This window comes from Hydrogenophaga pseudoflava (genome assembly GCF_004353865.1).
Lineage (GTDB): Bacteria > Pseudomonadota > Gammaproteobacteria > Burkholderiales > Burkholderiaceae_C > Hydrogenophaga > Hydrogenophaga pseudoflava.
Window position 1 is genome coordinate 1,953,018 of the sequence record NZ_CP037867.1, and the last position, 16,352, is coordinate 1,969,369.

Sequence of the window (16,352 nt, forward strand, 5' to 3'; positions counted from 1 at the left end):
CATGACAACGTCTGACGCCGTTTTCGGCCACCAACTCAAAGGTTTCCCCACGGGCGGCGCACCGCTTACGCGGGCGCAGATCCCGTCACAAGGCTGGAACCTGTTGCGAGGCGATCTGGCGCTGCCGCTGGCCGTGCTCAAACAGTCGGCCCTGCAGCACAACCTGCACTGGATGCGCGACTTCTGCGCGCCGCGCGGCCTGCACCTCGCGCCACACGGCAAGACCAGCATGTCGCCCGAGCTGTGGCAGATGCAGCTGGGCGCGGGGGCCTGGGGCATCAGCTTCGCCACCGTATTCCAGGCGGCCGTCGGCGCGCGCCACGGCGTGCCGGTGCTGCTGATTGCCAACCAGGTGATTCAGCGCGCCGAGCTGGACGCGCTCGCGCTGCTGCACGCCGAGCGCCCGGGTCTGCGTTCGATGTTCCTGGTCGACTCGGTCGGGCAGGTGGACGCCATTGAGGCCTGGGCCCAAGACCGTTCGTTCCAGGGCCGCTTCGAGGTGCTGCTGGAGCTGGGCATTGCCGGTCAACGCACCGGCACCCGCACGGCCGGGGAGGCGCGGCAGGCCGCCATGCGCATCGCCGCCAGCCCGGTGCTGTCGCTGGTGGGCATCGAGTGTTACGAAGGCACGACCGCCTACTGCGACCACGCCAAAGACCGCGCCACGGTGCAGGGCCTGATGGACCGGGTGGACGCCATCGCGCGCGAAGCCATCGCTCAGGGCTGGTTCGCGCACGAGGAAATCATCCTCACGGCCGGCGGCTCGGCCATCTTCGACCTGGTCGCCGAGCGGCTGCTGCCCGATCTGGGCCGTCCGGTGCGCGGCGTGTTGCGCTCGGGGTGTTACCTGACGCACGACCACCAGCGCTACACGCGCTACCTGTGCTGCGTGGGCGAGCGCCTGAACCTGCGCGAGACCTTGAAGCCCGCGCTGGAAGTGCTGGCCTGTGTGCAGAGCCAGCCCGAGCCGGGCCTGGCGCTGCTGTCGATGGGCAAGCGCGACGTGGCCTACGACCTCGACCTGCCAGTGCCGGTTTGGCGCTCGCATCCTCAGGCCCTGGGGCAGGGCGGTGCGCTGCAAGCGGTGCCAGCCCACTGGCGCATCGACGCGCTCAACGACCAGCACGCCTACCTGCGCTTTGACGCCTCCGCTCCCCCGGACGAGTGGCCCAGCCTGGGCGAGACAGTCGGCAGCGGCATCTCCCACCCCTGCACCACCTTTGACAAGTGGCGCTGGCTGCCGGTGGTGGACGAGGCCTACGGTGTCGTGGACGCCGTCACCACCTGGTTCTGACGGCCCGCAGCCATCGGCTGGCCGCCGGTTTTGGCATGTCTCCCTATTTTTGCTGCAATGCAGCAAAAATGCTTGCCAGTCCAAGGTTTTCACATAGAATTGCGTCATGCTGCACTGCAACATTTGTCAACCCGATGAATGTTTTCCCGGCGGCTGTTTCAACCCTTCATCTTAAGGAACCGACATGAACAACGCTGCAGAACAGATCATCTCCGCCAACAAAGCCAACCTGGAAGCCCTTGAAGGCGCCACCACCAAGGCCTTCGCCGGCGTGGAAAAGCTGGTTGAACTCAACCTGGCCGCTTCCAAGGCCGCGCTGGGCGAGTCCTTCGGCTACGCCCAGGCCGTTCTGGCCGTCAAGAGCCCCCAGGAATTCGTGACCGTGCAGACCGGCTTCTTCCAGCCTTTGGCCGAGAAGTCCGCCGCCTACTTCCAGCACGTGCAGAGCATCGCCACCGAAGGCAGTGCCGAGTTCGTCAAGCAGTTCGAAGCCAACCTGGCCGAAGCCCAAAAGGCCGTTGGCGCCTCGGTGGACCAGCTGGTGAAGAACGCACCGGCCGGTTCCGAAGCCGCTGTGGCCGCTTTCCAGAGCGCCCTGAGCAACGGCCAAAAGGCGGTTGAACAGACCCAGGCCGCGATCAAGAAGGCCACGACCCAGGCCCAGGCCAACTTCGCCGCCGCTTCCAAGCAGGCCACCGATCTGGCCAAGAAGGCCGCCAAGGTCTGACCGGACCCTGATCGGAACGGCCTTGGGCCGCGGTCATGAAGCAGAAAGAGGCTCCCTGGTGAGCCTCTTTTTCATGGCGTCTGCAGGTGGGGGCTCAGGTTCTTGCCAGCACCACGATGCCGGCAGCGATCAGCAAGGTGCCCGCCATGCGCATGGGGGTGACGGCTTCGCCCAGGAAGGCCCAGGCCAACACCATCGTCACCACAAACCCCAAGCCTACAAACGGGTATGCCAGGCTCACATCGACCCTGGACAGGACCAGGAGCCAGACCAGGGCCGCACCCGCATAAAGGCCCAGCCCTACAACCACCCAGGGATGGAACAGCACCGTCACCAGGGCCGGCAGACGGATGCCTCCGGCCAGCGCACGGGCCACTTCGGGCGCACTCATGCCGCTCTTGAGCACAATTTGCGCCAGGGAGGTCATGGCCACGTTGGCCACAATGAGCAGCAGCGTTGAACGGTTCACGGAGGAGTCATCCTGCTGTGGAATAACCAAAAAGAATCAAGAATCGCCGAATATACTCCCGCCATGACGCTCAATCCGGCAGGTACGTCGGTCGCTCATCCCCTGTGTGTCGACCTGGATGGAACGCTGATTCGTACGGATCTGACGTTCGAATCGCTGCTGGCCGCACTGAAGCGGCAGCCCTTGCTGATCTTCTGCCTCCCCCTCTGGTTGCTGCGGGGTCGGAGCTACCTGAAACACCGCCTCGTGCAGGCGGGGCAGCTTGATGTGACGGTGCTGCCCTACCACGCCGATGTGCTCGATCTGATCGACAAGGCCAGACGGCAAGGAAGGCCTGTGGTGCTGGTGACGGGTAGTCACGAGTCACTGGCCAGTCAGGTGGCTGAGCATCTTTCCTTGTTTGATTCGGTGCTGGCGACCTCCGAGACTGTCAATCTGATCGGTGCGAACAAGGCGGCGGTGCTGGAGGATCGGTTCGGTCCGGGCCGGTTTGAATACGTCGCCAACGGGAGGGTGGACCTGGCCGTCTGGCAAAAATCAGGTGCGGCGGTCACTGTCAATGCCCCCCGTTCGATCGTGCGTCAAGTGGCCGGCATGGGCATCCCGCACCGGGACATTCCGAACACCTCAGGCCGATGGAGGACCTGGCTGCGGGCCATCCGCCTGCAGCAATGGCTCAAGAACCTGTTGCTGCTGGTGCCCATCATCACTGCCCACGAGGTGCTGAACACGCAGGCGCTGGGGGCCGCGACGCTCGCGTTCCTCTGCTTTGGTGCCTGTGCATCGGCAACCTACCTCATCAACGACCTGCTGGACCTGGAGGCCGACCGGTACCACCAAAAGAAGAAGAACCGGCCCTTTGCCGCGGGAACCCTGGATGTGCGTGCCGGTCTGGTCGCCGTCGTCGTCCTGATGGCATCCGGCCTGGGGCTGGCGTGGCTGCTCCCCGTGGGTTTCCAGCTGGCCCTGGGCACCTACCTGGTGACCACCCTGCTGTATTCCCTGTGGCTCAAGCGGGTGGCCAGCCTGGATGTGATCGTGCTCGCAGGCCTGTACACCCTGCGGATCATCGCGGGCGCCCTGGCGACCGGCATCAGCCTGTCTTTCTGGTTGCTCGCATTCTCGATGTTCATCTTTCTCTCCCTGGCGCTGGTCAAGCGGGTGGCGGAGCTGGTGGAAGTGCGAAAGAAGGAGATCGCCTCCGGCGTGACCCAGGGAAAGCTGCGTGGCAGGGAGTATGCGACGGAAGATGTGGTCGTGCTGCAGAGCCTGGGCGCAGCCAGCGGCTACCTGGCGGTGCTGGTGCTGGCCCTGTACATCCACAGCACCGAGGTGTCGCAGCTGTACCGCTCCCCCGAGATCCTGTGGCTGATCGCGCCCCTGATGCTGCTGTGGGTCACCCGCCTGTGGGTGGTCACGGCCCGCGGATACATGGACGAAGACCCCATCTTCTTCGCCGCCACCGATCCGGAAACCTGGGCCACCGGCGCCGTGGTGGCCTTGATTCTGACGGGCGCCACGCTGTTGCAGCTCTGAGCCCGACCCACCTCGGTTCATCGAACCTTCCTTTGCTTCACCTCAACATGAACAACCGTCCAACCGATGCCGGGCCCGCAGAGCTGCAATGGACGATGTCTCTGTGGCTTGTGACCTTTCTGGCGTTGTCGCTGCGCCTGATCTGGGCCTGGTGGGTGCCGGTCATTCCCAACTCGGATGGCGAGGCGTACGACGCGTTTGCCCGCACCCTGGTGCAGCACGGCACCTTCGGCTGGGAGCCTGACCACCCCACGTCGTTCTGGCCGCCGGGCACCACGTTCCTGCATGCCTCGCTGTTTGCGCTGTTTGGCATCCGCTATGAACCCATCGTTGCCATGAACATTGCGCTGTCCCTGGGCATCGTCTGGGTGACGGCGAGACTGGCCGCCCGTTTCTGGGGGCAGAACGTGGCCGTGCTGAGCGCGCTGGTGCTGGCCGCCTGGCCGACGCTGGTCATGTACCCGACCATTCTGGCGAGCGAGCTGCCCTTCCTGTTCCTGACTTTGCTCGCGCTGGACCTGTGGACCGTTCCGTGGGCAGGACGGACCGCCAGGGCGCTGCTGGCCGGACTGGTGCTGGGCTTTGCCGCACTCGTCCGTCCGCAGGCGCTTCTGCTGCCGCTGGTGTATGGCGGCGGACTGGCGCTGATGAATCGTGGAGGGCGGGGTGTGCTCCTTGAGCAGATCCGATCCGTGGTTCTGGCCGGCCTCGCCATGGCCGTGGTGGTGGCGCCCTGGACTTGGCGCAACTACCAGCTCTATGGGGAAACCGTGCTCATCTCCAGCAATGGCGGTATCACGCTCTGGATGGGCAACACACCGGGCACCGACGGTCGCTACATGGTGACGCCAAAGAAGTACAGCCACCTGCCTGAAAACGAGCGGGCGCAGGTGCTCGGACAGGAGGCCAAGGCCTACATCCTTCAGGACCCGACGGCCTTTGCGGAACGAGCGGTCAAGAAGCTGCTGATCCTCTACACCAACGAGTCGGTGGGTGTGGGCTGGAACTCGCCAGGTGTTCGCGAAGCATTCGGTGAGGCATGGGAGCCTCGGCTCAAGCGCCTCACGCAGGCGACTTGGGGGCTGATCTGTCTGCTGGTGGTGGTGGGCCTGTGGTCGTCGCTGCGCAGAGCCGGTTTCGTGTCGACCCTGTTCTCACCGATCACGCTGAGCATTCTGTATTTCACCGCCATCCACATGGTCGTGGTCTCCCAGGAGCGATATCACCTGGCGTTTGCCGGGCAGTGGGCCATTCTGGCCGCCTTGGGTCTTCTGCAACTGGCCGCCTGGCGACAGGGATGGGCAGCAACCGCGACCCGCCCGTCTCCCCAGTGACCCGCGCGAGCATCCGACCCATGTCCATCCAGAACACCCTGACCCCCACAGCCATCCAGCGGCTGGCCGCCCCTCTGTATGCGGGCGTGCCCAGCGCCAAGGTGCGTTTGATGCAGGAGTACCGCTCGCACATCTGTCCCTTGCACGAGGTGATCCACGAAGTTCCGCCCCAGTCTGCGGTGCTGGATGTGGGGTGCGGAAACGGACTGCTGCTGAACCTGATGGCCAGCCTTGGCCGGATTCGCCAGGGGCATGGGTTCGATGTGGCAGGGCCGGCCGTGGCCGTGGCCAATCAGGTCGCCAACGATCACGAGCTTTCCTCGGTCGTCGCTTTCGAGCACCGCTCCATCGAACAGGGAATCCCGCAACTGGGGCACGAGGTGGTGACGGTCGTCGATGTGCTTCACCATGTGCCGGACCAGCACAAGGCAGCGTTTGTGGCCGCCCTGTGTGAGGTGGTGCCGGCGGGAGGGCGTCTGATCGTCAAGGACATGGTGGTCCGGCCGCGCTGGCGGGCTGCAGCCAACCAGATGCACGACCTCGTGATGGCGCGCCAGTGGGTCGAGCACGTCGACTCCGACCAGGTGGAAGCCTGGGCCTCTCGCAGCGGCATGCAGGTGAGCCGGCGCGACCGCTTCAACACGCTTTGGTACGGGCACTGGCTGCTGGTGCTGGACAAGCCCTGAGTCCGCATCCCGCGTAAGCACGGCGCCGCCGGGCAGGCGACGCGGCGTGCGGTGTTTTACGCCAGCTCGGCGATCAGCTCGATCTCGACACAGGCACCCAGAGGGATCTGGGCGACGCCGAACGCGCTGCGTGCGTGCGCGCCCACCTGGGGGCCGAAGACCTCGCCCAGCAGCTCGCTGCAGCCGTTGGTGACCAGGTGCTGTTCGGTGAAGCTGCCGGTGCTGTTGACCAGACTCATGACCTTGACGATGCGCTTGACGTCGTCCAGCGTCTTGCCGGCGGCCAGGCAGGCCGCGGCGAGGGTGCCCATGAGGTCGACGGCGATGGCGCGAGCAGCTGCCTTGCCCTCATCGGTGGTCATGGTCAGACCCAGCTGACCCACCCAGGGCTTGCCGTCCTTCTTGGCGATGTGGCCGCTGAGGAAGACCAGGTTCCCGGTCTGCACGAACGGCACATAGGCGGCCGCAGGGATGGCCACGGGGGGGAGTGTGATGGCGAGCTGGTTCAGCTTGTCGTAGACGCTCATTGAAGGCTCCGGAAGGTGTTGTCGGGAGGTAGCAGGGCATTCTATCGAGGGGGTGTCAGGCGTTCTTCAGGCGCACAGGAAATAATCGAGGGCTACGAGGAGACAAACACCATGAAATTCCGAACCGCGCGTTGGGGCGCTGCTGTCCTGTCACTGTTGCCTTCGCTGGCCCTGGCGGCCGATATGGACGGCGCTCAGCTGTCGGTGCTGTGGGGTGTGCCGTTTGCGGGCATCCTGCTGTCGATTGCCATCATTCCACTGGTGGCGCCCATCTTCTGGCACCACCATTTCGGCAAGGTCTCGGCGGCCTGGGCGCTGGCGTTCCTGCTGCCGTTCGCCCTGGTGTTTGGCCCCGGCGCGGCAGGCGCGGGCGTGGTGCATGCGCTGCTGGCCGAGTACATCCCCTTCATCATCCTGCTGACCGCGCTGTTCACCGTGGCCGGCGGCATCTACATCAAGGGCAACCTGCGTGGCAGCCCGGCGCTCAACACCGGCATCCTCGCCATCGGTGCGGTGCTGGCCAGCTTCATGGGCACCACGGGCGCGTCGATGCTGCTGATCCGTCCGCTGATCCGTGCCAACGACAACCGCAAGCATGTGGTGCACGTGGTGGTGTTCTTCATTTTCATCGTCTCCAACGCCGGCGGTTCGCTCACGCCGCTGGGCGATCCGCCGCTGTTCCTCGGCTTCCTCAAGGGCGTCGAGTTCAGCTGGACCCTGACCCACATCTTTCCGGAAACGCTGTTCCTCGTCGGCACCCTGCTGGTGCTGTTCTACGCGCTGGACTGGTGGTACCACCACAAGCGGGAGGAGATCCGTCCCGCCGACCCTACGCCCGATGACCGCCAGTTCGGCTTCGACGGCGGCGTCAACTTCCTGCTGCTGGCCGGCGTGGTCGGCCTGGTGCTGATGAGCGGCCTGTGGAAGTCCGACGTGGTGTTCGACATCGCCGGCACCGAGGTCGGCCTGCCCGGCATCGTGCGCGACCTGGGACTGATCGCGATCACCGTGGCCTCGCTGCAGCTCACGCCCGGCAGTGTGCACGCCGACAACCAGTTCAGCTGGGGTCCGATGCAGGAGGTGGCCAAGCTGTTCGCCGGCATCTTCCTGACCATCATCCCGGTGATCGCCATGCTCAAGGCGGGCGTGGACGGGCCTTTCGGCGCCATCGTGCGGGCGGTGACCAATCCCGACGGCTCGCCGAACCCGGCCATGTACTTCTGGGCCACGGGCATCCTGAGTTCCTTCCTGGACAACGCACCCACCTACCTGGTGTTCTTCAACACCGCCGGCGGCGATGCGCAGGTGCTGATGACCACACTGGCGCCGACGCTGGTGGCGATTTCGGCCGGCGCGGTGTTCATGGGCGCCAACAGCTACATCGGCAATGCGCCCAACCTGATGGTCAAGGCCATCGCCGAAGACCGCGGCGTGAAGATGCCCAGCTTCTTCGGCTACATGGTCTGGTCGACGGGCATCCTGGTGCCGCTGTTCGCGCTGATGACCTGGCTGTTCTTCGTCTGAGGAACGGTACGATGCGCGGATGACCGATGGATTGCTGATCTGGATCGTGGTGGCTCTGGGCGTGCTCAACGCCCTGTGTCTGTTGTGGTTGCTGTTGCGCCGTCCGCCGGCCAACGCCGATGAGGCGGCGCAGCGCGCGCAGCTGCTGGCCGTGCTGCAGCAGCAGGGCCAGGCCACCGAACAGCGCATCGACCGTGTCGAGGGCGAGCTGCGCCGCGAGGTGGGTGACAGCGCCCGCACCGGCCGGCTGGAGATCCAGCAAACCCTGGCCACCTTCCAGGACACGCTGGTGCGCCAGGGCGCGGAAACCACCCGCACGCAGAACGCGCAGATTGACGCCTTCGCGCAGCAGCTGGTGCAACTGCGCGGCACCCTGGGCGACACGCTGACGCGCCAGCTGCAGGACCTGAGTGAAGCCAACGCGCGCCGCCTGGCCGAGGTGCGCGCCACGCTGGAAACCCAGCTGGCCCAGCTGCAGACCAGCAACGCCGCCAAGCTCGACGAGATGCGCGCCACGGTGGACGAAAAGCTGCACGCCACGCTGGAGCAGCGCCTGGGCGAGAGCTTCAAGCAGGTGGCCGAGCGGCTGGAGCAGGTGCATAAGGGTCTGGGCGAGATGCAGACCCTGGCGCAGGGCGTGGGCGACCTCAAGCATTTGCTGAGTAATGTGAAGACCCGCGGGATGTTCGGCGAGGCCCAGCTGGGCGCGCTGCTGGAGCAGGTGTTTTCCCCCGAGCAGTACGCGGCACAGGTGGCGACGCGGCCGGGCAGCCGCAACATGGTGGACTTTGCGATCCGCCTGCCGGGGCGGGGCGATGACGGTGCGCCCTGCTGGCTGCCGATCGACGCCAAGTTCCCGAACGAGGACTACGAACGCCTGCTGGACGCGCAGCAGCGCGCCGACGCCGAGGGCGCCGAACTGGCCGCGCGCGGGCTGGAGCAGCGCATCCGGCTGGAAGCCAAGTCCATGGCCGAGAAGTACCTGGAGCCGCCGCACACCACCGATTTCGCCATCCTGTTCCTGCCCACCGAAGGCCTGTACGCCGAGGTGCTGCGCCGCCCGGGCCTGATGGAGGCGCTGCAGCGCGATCACCGCGTCACGCTCACCGGTCCGACCACGCTCATGGCCATGCTCAATGCGCTGCAGATGGGCTTTCGCACGCTGGCGCTGGAAAAGCGCAGCAGCGAGGTCTGGCAGGTGCTGGGTGCGGTCAAGACCGAGTTCGGCAAGTTCGGCGACGTGCTGGCCAAGGTGAAGAACCAGACCCAGACCGTGCTCAACACGCTGGACGCGGCCGAGGTGCGCAGCCGCGCCATGGGCCGGGCCCTCAAGACCGTCGAGGCCCTGCCGCAGGACCGCGCGCAGTCGCTGCTGCCGCTGGACGCTGCCGACGGCGATCCGGCTTGAGACCCGGCACCCGCACCGCCCTGGTCCGCCTGATCGGCGCGCAGATCTGCGTGCACGCCTGCATGACCGGTTTTCGCATGGCTGCGCCGCTGATGGCGCTGCGCGAAGGTCACAGCGCCGTCGCGGTCGGCGTGCTGCTGGCCCTGTTCGCGCTGGCCCAGGTGGTCCTGGCCCTGCCCGCTGGCCGGTACGCCGAGCGCCATGGTCTGCAGCGCCCGTTCGTGCTGGCCAGCGTGGTGGCGACGGCCGGGGGGCTGTGCTCGGTCGCATGGCCGCAGTTTGGTGTGCTGTGCCTGACGGCGATCACCAGCGGCGCCGCCGTCTGCCTGGCCATGATCGCGCTGCAGCGCCACGTGGGCCACATGGCGAGCGACGCCACCGAACTGCGCCAGGTGTTCAGCTGGGTCGCCGTCGGGCCATCCATTTCAAACTTCCTCGGACCGTTTCTGGCGGGCCTGCTGATCGACGCCAGCGGCTTTCGTGCCGCCTACTTGCTGATGGCCTTGCTGCCTTCGCTGGCCTGGTGGTGGGTGCGGCGCGTGCCCGACCATCCCGCGCCCGACACGGGCGAAGCGCCGCGCCGGCAGTCGTCCTGGGGGCTGCTGCGGGACAAACCGTTCCGCAACCTGATGCTGATGAACTGGTTGCTGGCCTCGTGCTGGGACGTGCACACCTTCCTCGTGCCGGTGCTGGGTCACGAGCGCGGGCTCTCGGCCACGGTGATCGGCGCCATCCTTGGCTCCTTCGCGCTGGCGGCCACGGCCATCCGGCTGGTCATGCCCTGGCTGGCCTCGCGGCTGCACGAAGGCACGGTGATCGGCACCGCCATGGTCAGCACGGCCGCACTGTTCGCGCTCTACCCGCTGGTGCACACGGCCTGGCTGATGGGGCTGCTGTCGGTGCTGCTGGGACTGGCCCTGGGCTCGGTGCAGCCCATGGTGATGAGCACCCTGCACCAGATCACACCGAAACACAGGCACGGCGAAGCACTGGGCCTGCGCTCCATGGCCATCAACGGTTCCAGCGTGGTGATGCCGTTGCTGTTCGGGTCGGCCGGGGTGCTGGTGGGCGTGAGCGGCGTGTTCTGGACAGTGGGCTTCGCGGTTGGGGCAGGGTCCCGGCTGGCCTGGCGCATGCGCGGGTCCGCCCCCCCACCGCAGCGGCTCGACTGATTCCGGTTAAGCCCCCGGGAACTCGCGGGGTGGGTGGTGCTCCCTAGAATGCCCGCTCACCCGAAGGAAGCACCGTGCTCTTGTTGATTGTCTTGCTGCCTCTGCTGCTCGGGACCGTGGCCACCGCCTGCCTCGGTTCAAAGTCCCGCCCTCTCACCGCCCTGGCCGCCGGCCTGGTCACCGCGTCGGCGCTCGCGCTGCTGCTGGCGCAGGCACCGGCGGTGTTCGCCGGCCAGACGGTGATCAACGCCTGGCCCTGGGTGCCCGAGATCGGCCTGCAGCTGAGCTTCCGGCTCGATGGCCTTTCGCTCATGTTCGCCGGGCTGATCCTGTTCATCGGCCTGCTGATCGTGCTGTACGCGGCTTACTACCTGGCGCCCGAGGACTCGGCCGGCAAGTTCTACAGCTTCATGATGCTGTTCATGGCCGCCATGCTGGGCGTGGTGCTGTCGGACAACCTGCTGCTGCTGGTGGTGTTCTGGGAGCTGACCAGCATCTCGTCCTTCCTGCTGATCGGCTTCTGGAGCCACCGTGCCGACGCGCGCGCCGGGGCGCGGCAGGCCCTGGCCGTCACGGGCGGCGGCGGCCTGGCCATGCTGGGCGGTTTCGTGCTGCTGGGCCAGATCGCGGGCACATACGAACTCAGCGCCATGGCGAAGAACGTGGCGGCCATCCAGGCCGACCCGCGCTTCGTGCCCGCGCTGCTGCTGATCCTGCTGGGCGCCTTCACCAAGAGCGCGCAGTTCCCGTTCCACTTCTGGCTGCCCGACGCCATGGCCGCGCCCACACCGGTCTCGGCCTACCTGCACTCGGCCACCATGGTCAAGGCAGGCGTCTTCCTGCTCATGCGCCTGTACCCGGTGCTGGCCGGCACCGGGCATTTCGAGGCCATCGTCAGCGCGGCCGGACTGGCCACGGTGTTGTTCGCGGCCTTCATCGCGATCTTCAAACACGACCTCAAGGGCTTGCTCGCGTATTCCACCGTCAGCCACCTGGGGCTGATCGTGTTCCTGATCGGTCTGGGCTCGCCGCTGGCGGCCGTGGCCGCCGTGTTCCACGTGCTCAACCACGCGGCGTTCAAGGCCTCGCTGTTCATGATCGCCGGCATCGTGGACCACGAGACCCATTCGCGCGACATGCGCCAGCTCGGTGGGCTGTGGAAGTTCATGCCCTGGACGGCCACCTTGTCCATGGTGGCGGCCGCGTCCATGGCCGGCGTGCCGCTGACCAACGGTTTCCTGTCCAAGGAAATGTTCTTCACCGAAGCCGTGGTCGGCACCAGCGGCATCTATGCCTGGCTGGTGCCCGCGCTGGTGACCCTCGCCGGCGTCTTCAGCGTGGCCTACTCGCTGCGCTTCGTGCACGACACCTACTTCAACGGCGAGTTGGGCGATGTGCCGAACGATCACCCGCACGAGCCCCCGCTGGGCATGAAGCTGCCTGCGATGCTGCTGGTGATCATCTGCATCGCGGTCGGCCTGGCGCCCGCGCTCACCTTCGGGCCGCTGGTGCACGTGGCCGCGACCGCGCTGTTGGGCCAGGCACTGCCCGAGTACCACCTGGCGATCTGGCACGGCTTCAACCTGCCGCTGCTGATGAGCGCCATTGCGCTGGCGGTGGGCGTGGGCTTGTACCTGTGGCTTGCGAAGGGCCGACGCCTGCACCACATCGCGTCGGAAAACTGGTTCGGTGTGGCCACGGGCCGCAGCATTTTCGAATGGCTGATCGACCGCCTGTTCGGCCTCTCGGGCCGGCTGACGGCGCGGCTGGAAACCGGTTCGCTGCAACGCTACGTGGGCTGGCTGCTGCTGACCGCGCTGGTGCTGGGTGCGCTGCCGTTTCTGGGCAGCGGCATCGGCACCGGGACCCGGCCCCAGATGCCGGCAACGCCGCTGGCCTGGGCCATGTGGGCGCTGCTGCTGCTGACCTGCATCGCCATCGCGCGCACGCACCACCAGCGCTTCCAGACCGTGGTGCTGGTGGGTGTGGTCGGTGTGGCGGCCTCGCTCACCTTCCTGGGCTTCTCCGCGCCCGACCTGGCGCTGACGCAGCTGTCGGTGGACATCGTCTCCACCGTGCTGCTGCTGATGGGCCTGGCTCTGCTGCCTCAGACCAGCCCGAAAGAAACCCCGGCGCTGCGCAAGGGCCTGCACGCGCTGCTGGCGCTGGGTGGCGGCGCGGCCATGTCGGTCATCACCTGGCTGGTGCTCACGCGCGACCACGAATCCATCTCGTGGTATTTCCTGCAGGAGTCGCTGCCCAAGGGCGGCGGCACCAACGTGGTCAACGTGATCCTGGTGGACTTCCGCGGCTACGACACCATGGGCGAGATCACCGTGCTGGGCATCGCCGCCGTCGGCGTGCTGGCGCTCATGGACGGCCTGCGCACGCGCCGCCCGGGCATGGACCCCGAGGGCCGCGCCTGGACCTTCGCACAACAGCCGTTGCTGCTGCGCGTGGCCGCGTCGGTGGTGCTGCCGCTGGCCCTGGTGTTCAGCCTCTACATCTTCATGCGCGGCCACAACCTGCCCGGTGGTGGTTTCATCGCCGGGCTGATCACGGCCGTGGCGCTGGTGCTGCAGTTCATGTCGCTGGGTCAGGCGCGGGCCGAGCAGTTCCTGCGCGCGGGCGGCGGGCGCCGCTTCGTGCGCTGGGTCGGCAGCGGCCTGGGCATTGCCGGTCTGACCGGCGTGGGCGCGTTCGCGCTCGGCCGTCCGTTTCTGACCAGTGCCCACGGCCACCCGCATGTGCCGATGCTGGGCGAACTGCCGCTGGCCACCGCTGCCATTTTTGACCTGGGCGTCTACCTCACTGTGGTGGGCAGCACGCTGCTGACGATCTCGGTGCTGGGTCAGGCCTCGCGCGAGTTGCCCGCCACCGCCACCCCCACCCCAAGGAGTGCCGCATGAGCATGGAATTTCTTCTCGCCACCGGCGTGGGCATGGTCACCGCCACCGGCATCTACCTCATGCTGCGCGGTCGCAGCTTCCCGGTGGTGCTGGGGCTGTCGCTGTTCGGGTATGCGGTCAACGTGTTCATCTTCCTGATGGGCCGGTTGTGGAGCAACGCCGCGCCGGTGCTGGTGGGCGAGGGTCCGGTGGCCGACCCTCTGCCGCAGGCGCTGGTGCTCACCGCCATCGTGATCGGCTTTGCGACCACCGGCTTCGTGGTGGAACTGGCGCTGCGCAGCCGCCATGAAAGCGGCAACGACCACGTGGATGGCCACGAGCGCGGAGGGCCGCGCGCATGACGGGTTCGTTGTTCGGTTTCTGGCTGCAGCACGCCCCGGTGCTGTCGGTGGTGCTGCCCATGCTGACGGCGGCGGTGCTGCTACTCATCGGCGATGCCGGCGGCATGGCCGGGCAGGGCGGGGCGCACGACGACGCGCCGCTGCGCTGGCGCCGCCGCATCGCGCTGCTGTCCACGGCACTCGGCCTGTTCATGGCGGTGGGGCTGGTGCGGCACGCGGCCGGCGGCGAGCTGCTGGTCTACCGCCTGGGCGAATGGCCGGCGCCGTTCGGCATCGTCATGGTGGTCGACCGGCTCTCGGCGCTGATGGTGCTGCTGACCTACCTGGTCGCGCTGCCGGTGCTCTGGTATGCCGCCAGTGGCTGGGACGGGCGTGGCCGCTACTTCCACGCCATCTTCCAGTTCCAGCTCATGGGCCTGTGCGGCGCTTTCCTCACTGGCGACCTGTTCAACCTCTTCGTGTTTTTCGAGGTGCTGCTGATCGCGTCCTACGTGCTGCTGGTGCACGGCCAGGGGCGCGAGCGCTTTCGCATGGGCGTGCACTACGTGGTGCTCAACCTGGTGGCCTCGGGCCTGTTCCTGATCGGTCTGTCGCTGGTCTACGCCGCCACCGGCACGCTGAACATGGCCGATGTGGGCCGGCGCCTGGCGCTGCTGCAGGGCGACACCCTGCTGTTCGCGCAGGCCGCCGCGCTGGTGCTGCTGGTGGTGTTTGGCCTCAAGGCCGCCATGCTGCCGCTGTACTTCTGGCTGCCCGGCACCTACGCCGCGGCCAGCGCGCCGGTGGCGGCGCTGTTCGCCATCATGACCAAGGTGGGCGTCTACAGCATCGTGCGGGTGCACTGGCAGATTTTCGGTGCTGAGGCCGGTGGCGCCGCGCTGGCGGTGGCCGACTGGCTGCTGCCGCTGGCCCTGGCCACCAGTGCGCTGGGTGTGCTGGGCGCGCTGGCGGCGCATGGCCTGGGCCGGCTGGTGGGCTACCTCACCGTGTCCTCGGTGGGCACCATCCTCGCCGCGGTGGGGCTGTTCAGTCCGGCGACGCTGTCGGCCGCGCTGTACTACACGCTGCACAGCACCATCGTGGTGGCGGGCCTGTTCCTGCTGGTGGAGCTGATCGCGGCGCAGCGCGGCGAGACCATGGACCGGCTGCAGCCGGCGCACGCGGTGCGCGAGCCGGTGCTGCTGGGCGTGATGCTGCTGTTCGGCGCCGCCTCGGCTGCGGGCCTGCCGCCGCTGCCGGGCTTCCTGGGCAAGCTCATGGTGTTGCAGGCCAGCAGCGGTCTGGTGGCGCAGGCCTGGGTCTGGAGTGTGGTGCTGGGGGTGGGCTTCCTCACCATCATCGGCCTGGCGCGCGCGGGTGTCATCGTGTTCTGGCACGTGCAGCCGGCGGTGGACGACGGTGCCCCGGGCGGCAGTGCCCACCTGCAGGCGCCGGTCTGGGCCTTCATGGCACTGACGGTGGCGCTGGCGGTGCTGGCCGCGCCGGTCAAACGCTACACCGACGCCGCCGCGGCGCAACTCGCGGTCAACGCCGACTACGTGCGCGCCGTGCTCGGGCCGGACGCACCGCCCAGCACGCGTCCCTACGACGGCCAGCGCGGCGCACCCGTCCAGGAGAGGCAACCATGAAATCCGACACCCTCGACCGCCGCGGTGGCTGGTTCGACCACCCGGTGCTGTCCCTGCTGCTGGCGGCCAGCTGGCTGGCGCTCTCGCGCAGCCTGGAGCCGGTGCACCTGCTCTCGGCCGCGCTGCTGGGTCTGATCGTGCCGCGGCTGCTGCGGGGGCTGCTGCACGCGGGCAGCCCGATCCACTGGGGCGCCGCGATCCGTCTGACCTTCGTGGTGCTGTGGGACATCGTGCTGTCCAACATCACCGTGGCCCGGCTGGTGCTCGGCCCCATGAGCCGTCCGCAACCGGCCTGGCTGCGCGTGCCGCTGGCCTGCGAACACCACCGGGTCAACGCGCTGTTCGCCAGCATCATCACCATGACGCCGGGCACCGTCTCGGCCGTGGTGGACGAATCCGCAGGCTGCATCTGGGTGCACGCCTTGAACTGCGAGGACGCGGCCGGCATGGTGGCCGACATGAAGGCGCGCTACGAGACGCCACTGATGGCGGTTTTTGGCCAGGATGGGGAGGCCTCCGCATGAGCATTCTGCAGATCGCGCTGGGCATCGGCATCGGCGCCGTGACCCTGACCCTGTTGCTGTGCGGCTGGCGCCTGCTGCGCGGCCCGGCTATCGCCGACCGGGTGCTGGCGCTGGACACGCTCTACCTGAGTCTGGTGGCGCTGGTGGTGCTGCTCGGTCTGCGCTGGCAGACCCCGCTGCTGTTCGAGGCTGCGCTCATCGTGGCGCTGCTGGGTTTTGTCGGCACGGTGGCGCTGGCGCGCTACCTCAGCCGCGGTGATGTGGTGGAGTGAA

Annotated in this window: 15 protein-coding genes; 13 read left to right on the plus strand and 2 right to left on the minus strand. The window is 67.4% G+C overall.

Annotated features, from left to right (window positions below):
- Position 1: 1 nt before the first annotated feature.
- Together HPF_RS09475 and HPF_RS09480 are read left to right on the plus strand one after the other, a co-directional pair.
- A complete protein-coding gene (locus HPF_RS09475; RefSeq protein WP_133156455.1) occupies positions 2-1,294 on the plus strand; it encodes a type III PLP-dependent enzyme domain-containing protein in 1,293 nt (430 codons plus the stop codon).
- A gap of 184 nt (positions 1,295-1,478) precedes the next feature.
- Positions 1,479-2,021, plus strand: a complete 543-nt coding sequence (locus HPF_RS09480) for a phasin family protein (protein WP_066158973.1) — start codon at positions 1,479-1,481, stop codon at positions 2,019-2,021.
- Between the two features lie 94 nt (positions 2,022-2,115).
- Here the strand turns inward: HPF_RS09480 and HPF_RS09485 are convergent, their stop codons facing one another.
- Positions 2,116-2,490, minus strand: coding sequence for an EamA family transporter (locus tag HPF_RS09485; protein WP_243721712.1), 375 nt, complete (start codon positions 2,488-2,490; stop codon positions 2,116-2,118).
- Positions 2,491-2,553: 63 nt separating this feature from the next.
- On the opposite strand from HPF_RS09485, the gene HPF_RS09490 reads away from it, so the two are divergent.
- From HPF_RS09490 to HPF_RS09500, 3 genes are read left to right on the plus strand one after another with little or no spacing between them, the layout of a single operon-like run.
- A complete protein-coding gene (locus HPF_RS09490) occupies positions 2,554-4,026 on the plus strand; it encodes a UbiA family prenyltransferase (RefSeq protein WP_079366058.1) in 1,473 nt (490 codons plus the stop codon).
- Between the two features lie 47 nt (positions 4,027-4,073).
- On the plus strand, positions 4,074-5,360 hold the full coding sequence (locus HPF_RS09495; protein ID WP_133156456.1) for an ArnT family glycosyltransferase: 1,287 nt from the start codon (positions 4,074-4,076) through the stop codon (positions 5,358-5,360).
- Positions 5,361-5,380: 20 nt separating this feature from the next.
- Positions 5,381-6,046 (plus strand): class I SAM-dependent methyltransferase, encoded by a 666-nt coding sequence (locus HPF_RS09500; protein WP_165961673.1) that lies wholly within the window; start codon positions 5,381-5,383, stop codon positions 6,044-6,046.
- 56 nt (positions 6,047-6,102) lie between these two features.
- On the opposite strand, the gene HPF_RS09505 is transcribed toward HPF_RS09500, so the two are convergent.
- Positions 6,103-6,573, minus strand: a complete 471-nt coding sequence (locus HPF_RS09505; protein WP_133156458.1) for a RidA family protein — start codon at positions 6,571-6,573, stop codon at positions 6,103-6,105.
- Positions 6,574-6,684: 111 nt separating this feature from the next.
- On the opposite strand from HPF_RS09505, the gene HPF_RS09510 reads away from it, so the two are divergent.
- The 8 genes from HPF_RS09510 (at position 6,685) to HPF_RS09545 (ending at position 16,351) form a co-directional block, all read left to right on the plus strand.
- On the plus strand, positions 6,685-8,097 hold the full coding sequence (locus HPF_RS09510) for a sodium:proton antiporter (RefSeq protein ID WP_133156459.1): 1,413 nt from the start codon (positions 6,685-6,687) through the stop codon (positions 8,095-8,097).
- A 19-nt stretch (positions 8,098-8,116) separates the two neighbouring features.
- Positions 8,117-9,505, plus strand: a complete 1,389-nt coding sequence (locus HPF_RS09515; RefSeq protein WP_066158958.1) for a DNA recombination protein RmuC — start codon at positions 8,117-8,119, stop codon at positions 9,503-9,505.
- On the plus strand, positions 9,502-10,677 hold the full coding sequence (locus HPF_RS09520; protein ID WP_279512608.1) for an MFS transporter: 1,176 nt from the start codon (positions 9,502-9,504) through the stop codon (positions 10,675-10,677). Before HPF_RS09515 ends, HPF_RS09520 begins: the two co-directional genes overlap by 4 nt.
- A gap of 74 nt (positions 10,678-10,751) precedes the next feature.
- On the plus strand, positions 10,752-13,586 hold the full coding sequence (locus HPF_RS09525; protein ID WP_133156460.1) for a monovalent cation/H+ antiporter subunit A: 2,835 nt from the start codon (positions 10,752-10,754) through the stop codon (positions 13,584-13,586).
- On the plus strand, positions 13,583-13,927 hold the full coding sequence (locus HPF_RS09530) for a Na+/H+ antiporter subunit C (RefSeq protein ID WP_066158952.1): 345 nt from the start codon (positions 13,583-13,585) through the stop codon (positions 13,925-13,927). The genes HPF_RS09525 and HPF_RS09530 overlap by 4 nt, the downstream gene beginning before the upstream one ends.
- Positions 13,924-15,555: a monovalent cation/H+ antiporter subunit D gene (locus tag HPF_RS09535; protein WP_133156461.1), complete on the plus strand. Its 1,632-nt coding sequence runs from the start codon at positions 13,924-13,926 to the stop codon at positions 15,553-15,555. Before HPF_RS09530 ends, HPF_RS09535 begins: the two co-directional genes overlap by 4 nt.
- Positions 15,552-16,079, plus strand: coding sequence for a Na+/H+ antiporter subunit E (locus HPF_RS09540; protein ID WP_133156462.1), 528 nt, complete (start codon positions 15,552-15,554; stop codon positions 16,077-16,079). Before HPF_RS09535 ends, HPF_RS09540 begins: the two co-directional genes overlap by 4 nt.
- Entirely contained in the window at positions 16,076-16,351 is a 276-nt protein-coding gene (locus HPF_RS09545) for a K+/H+ antiporter subunit F (RefSeq protein ID WP_133156463.1), read from the plus strand. The genes HPF_RS09540 and HPF_RS09545 overlap by 4 nt, the downstream gene beginning before the upstream one ends.
- Position 16,352: the final 1 nt, after the last annotated feature.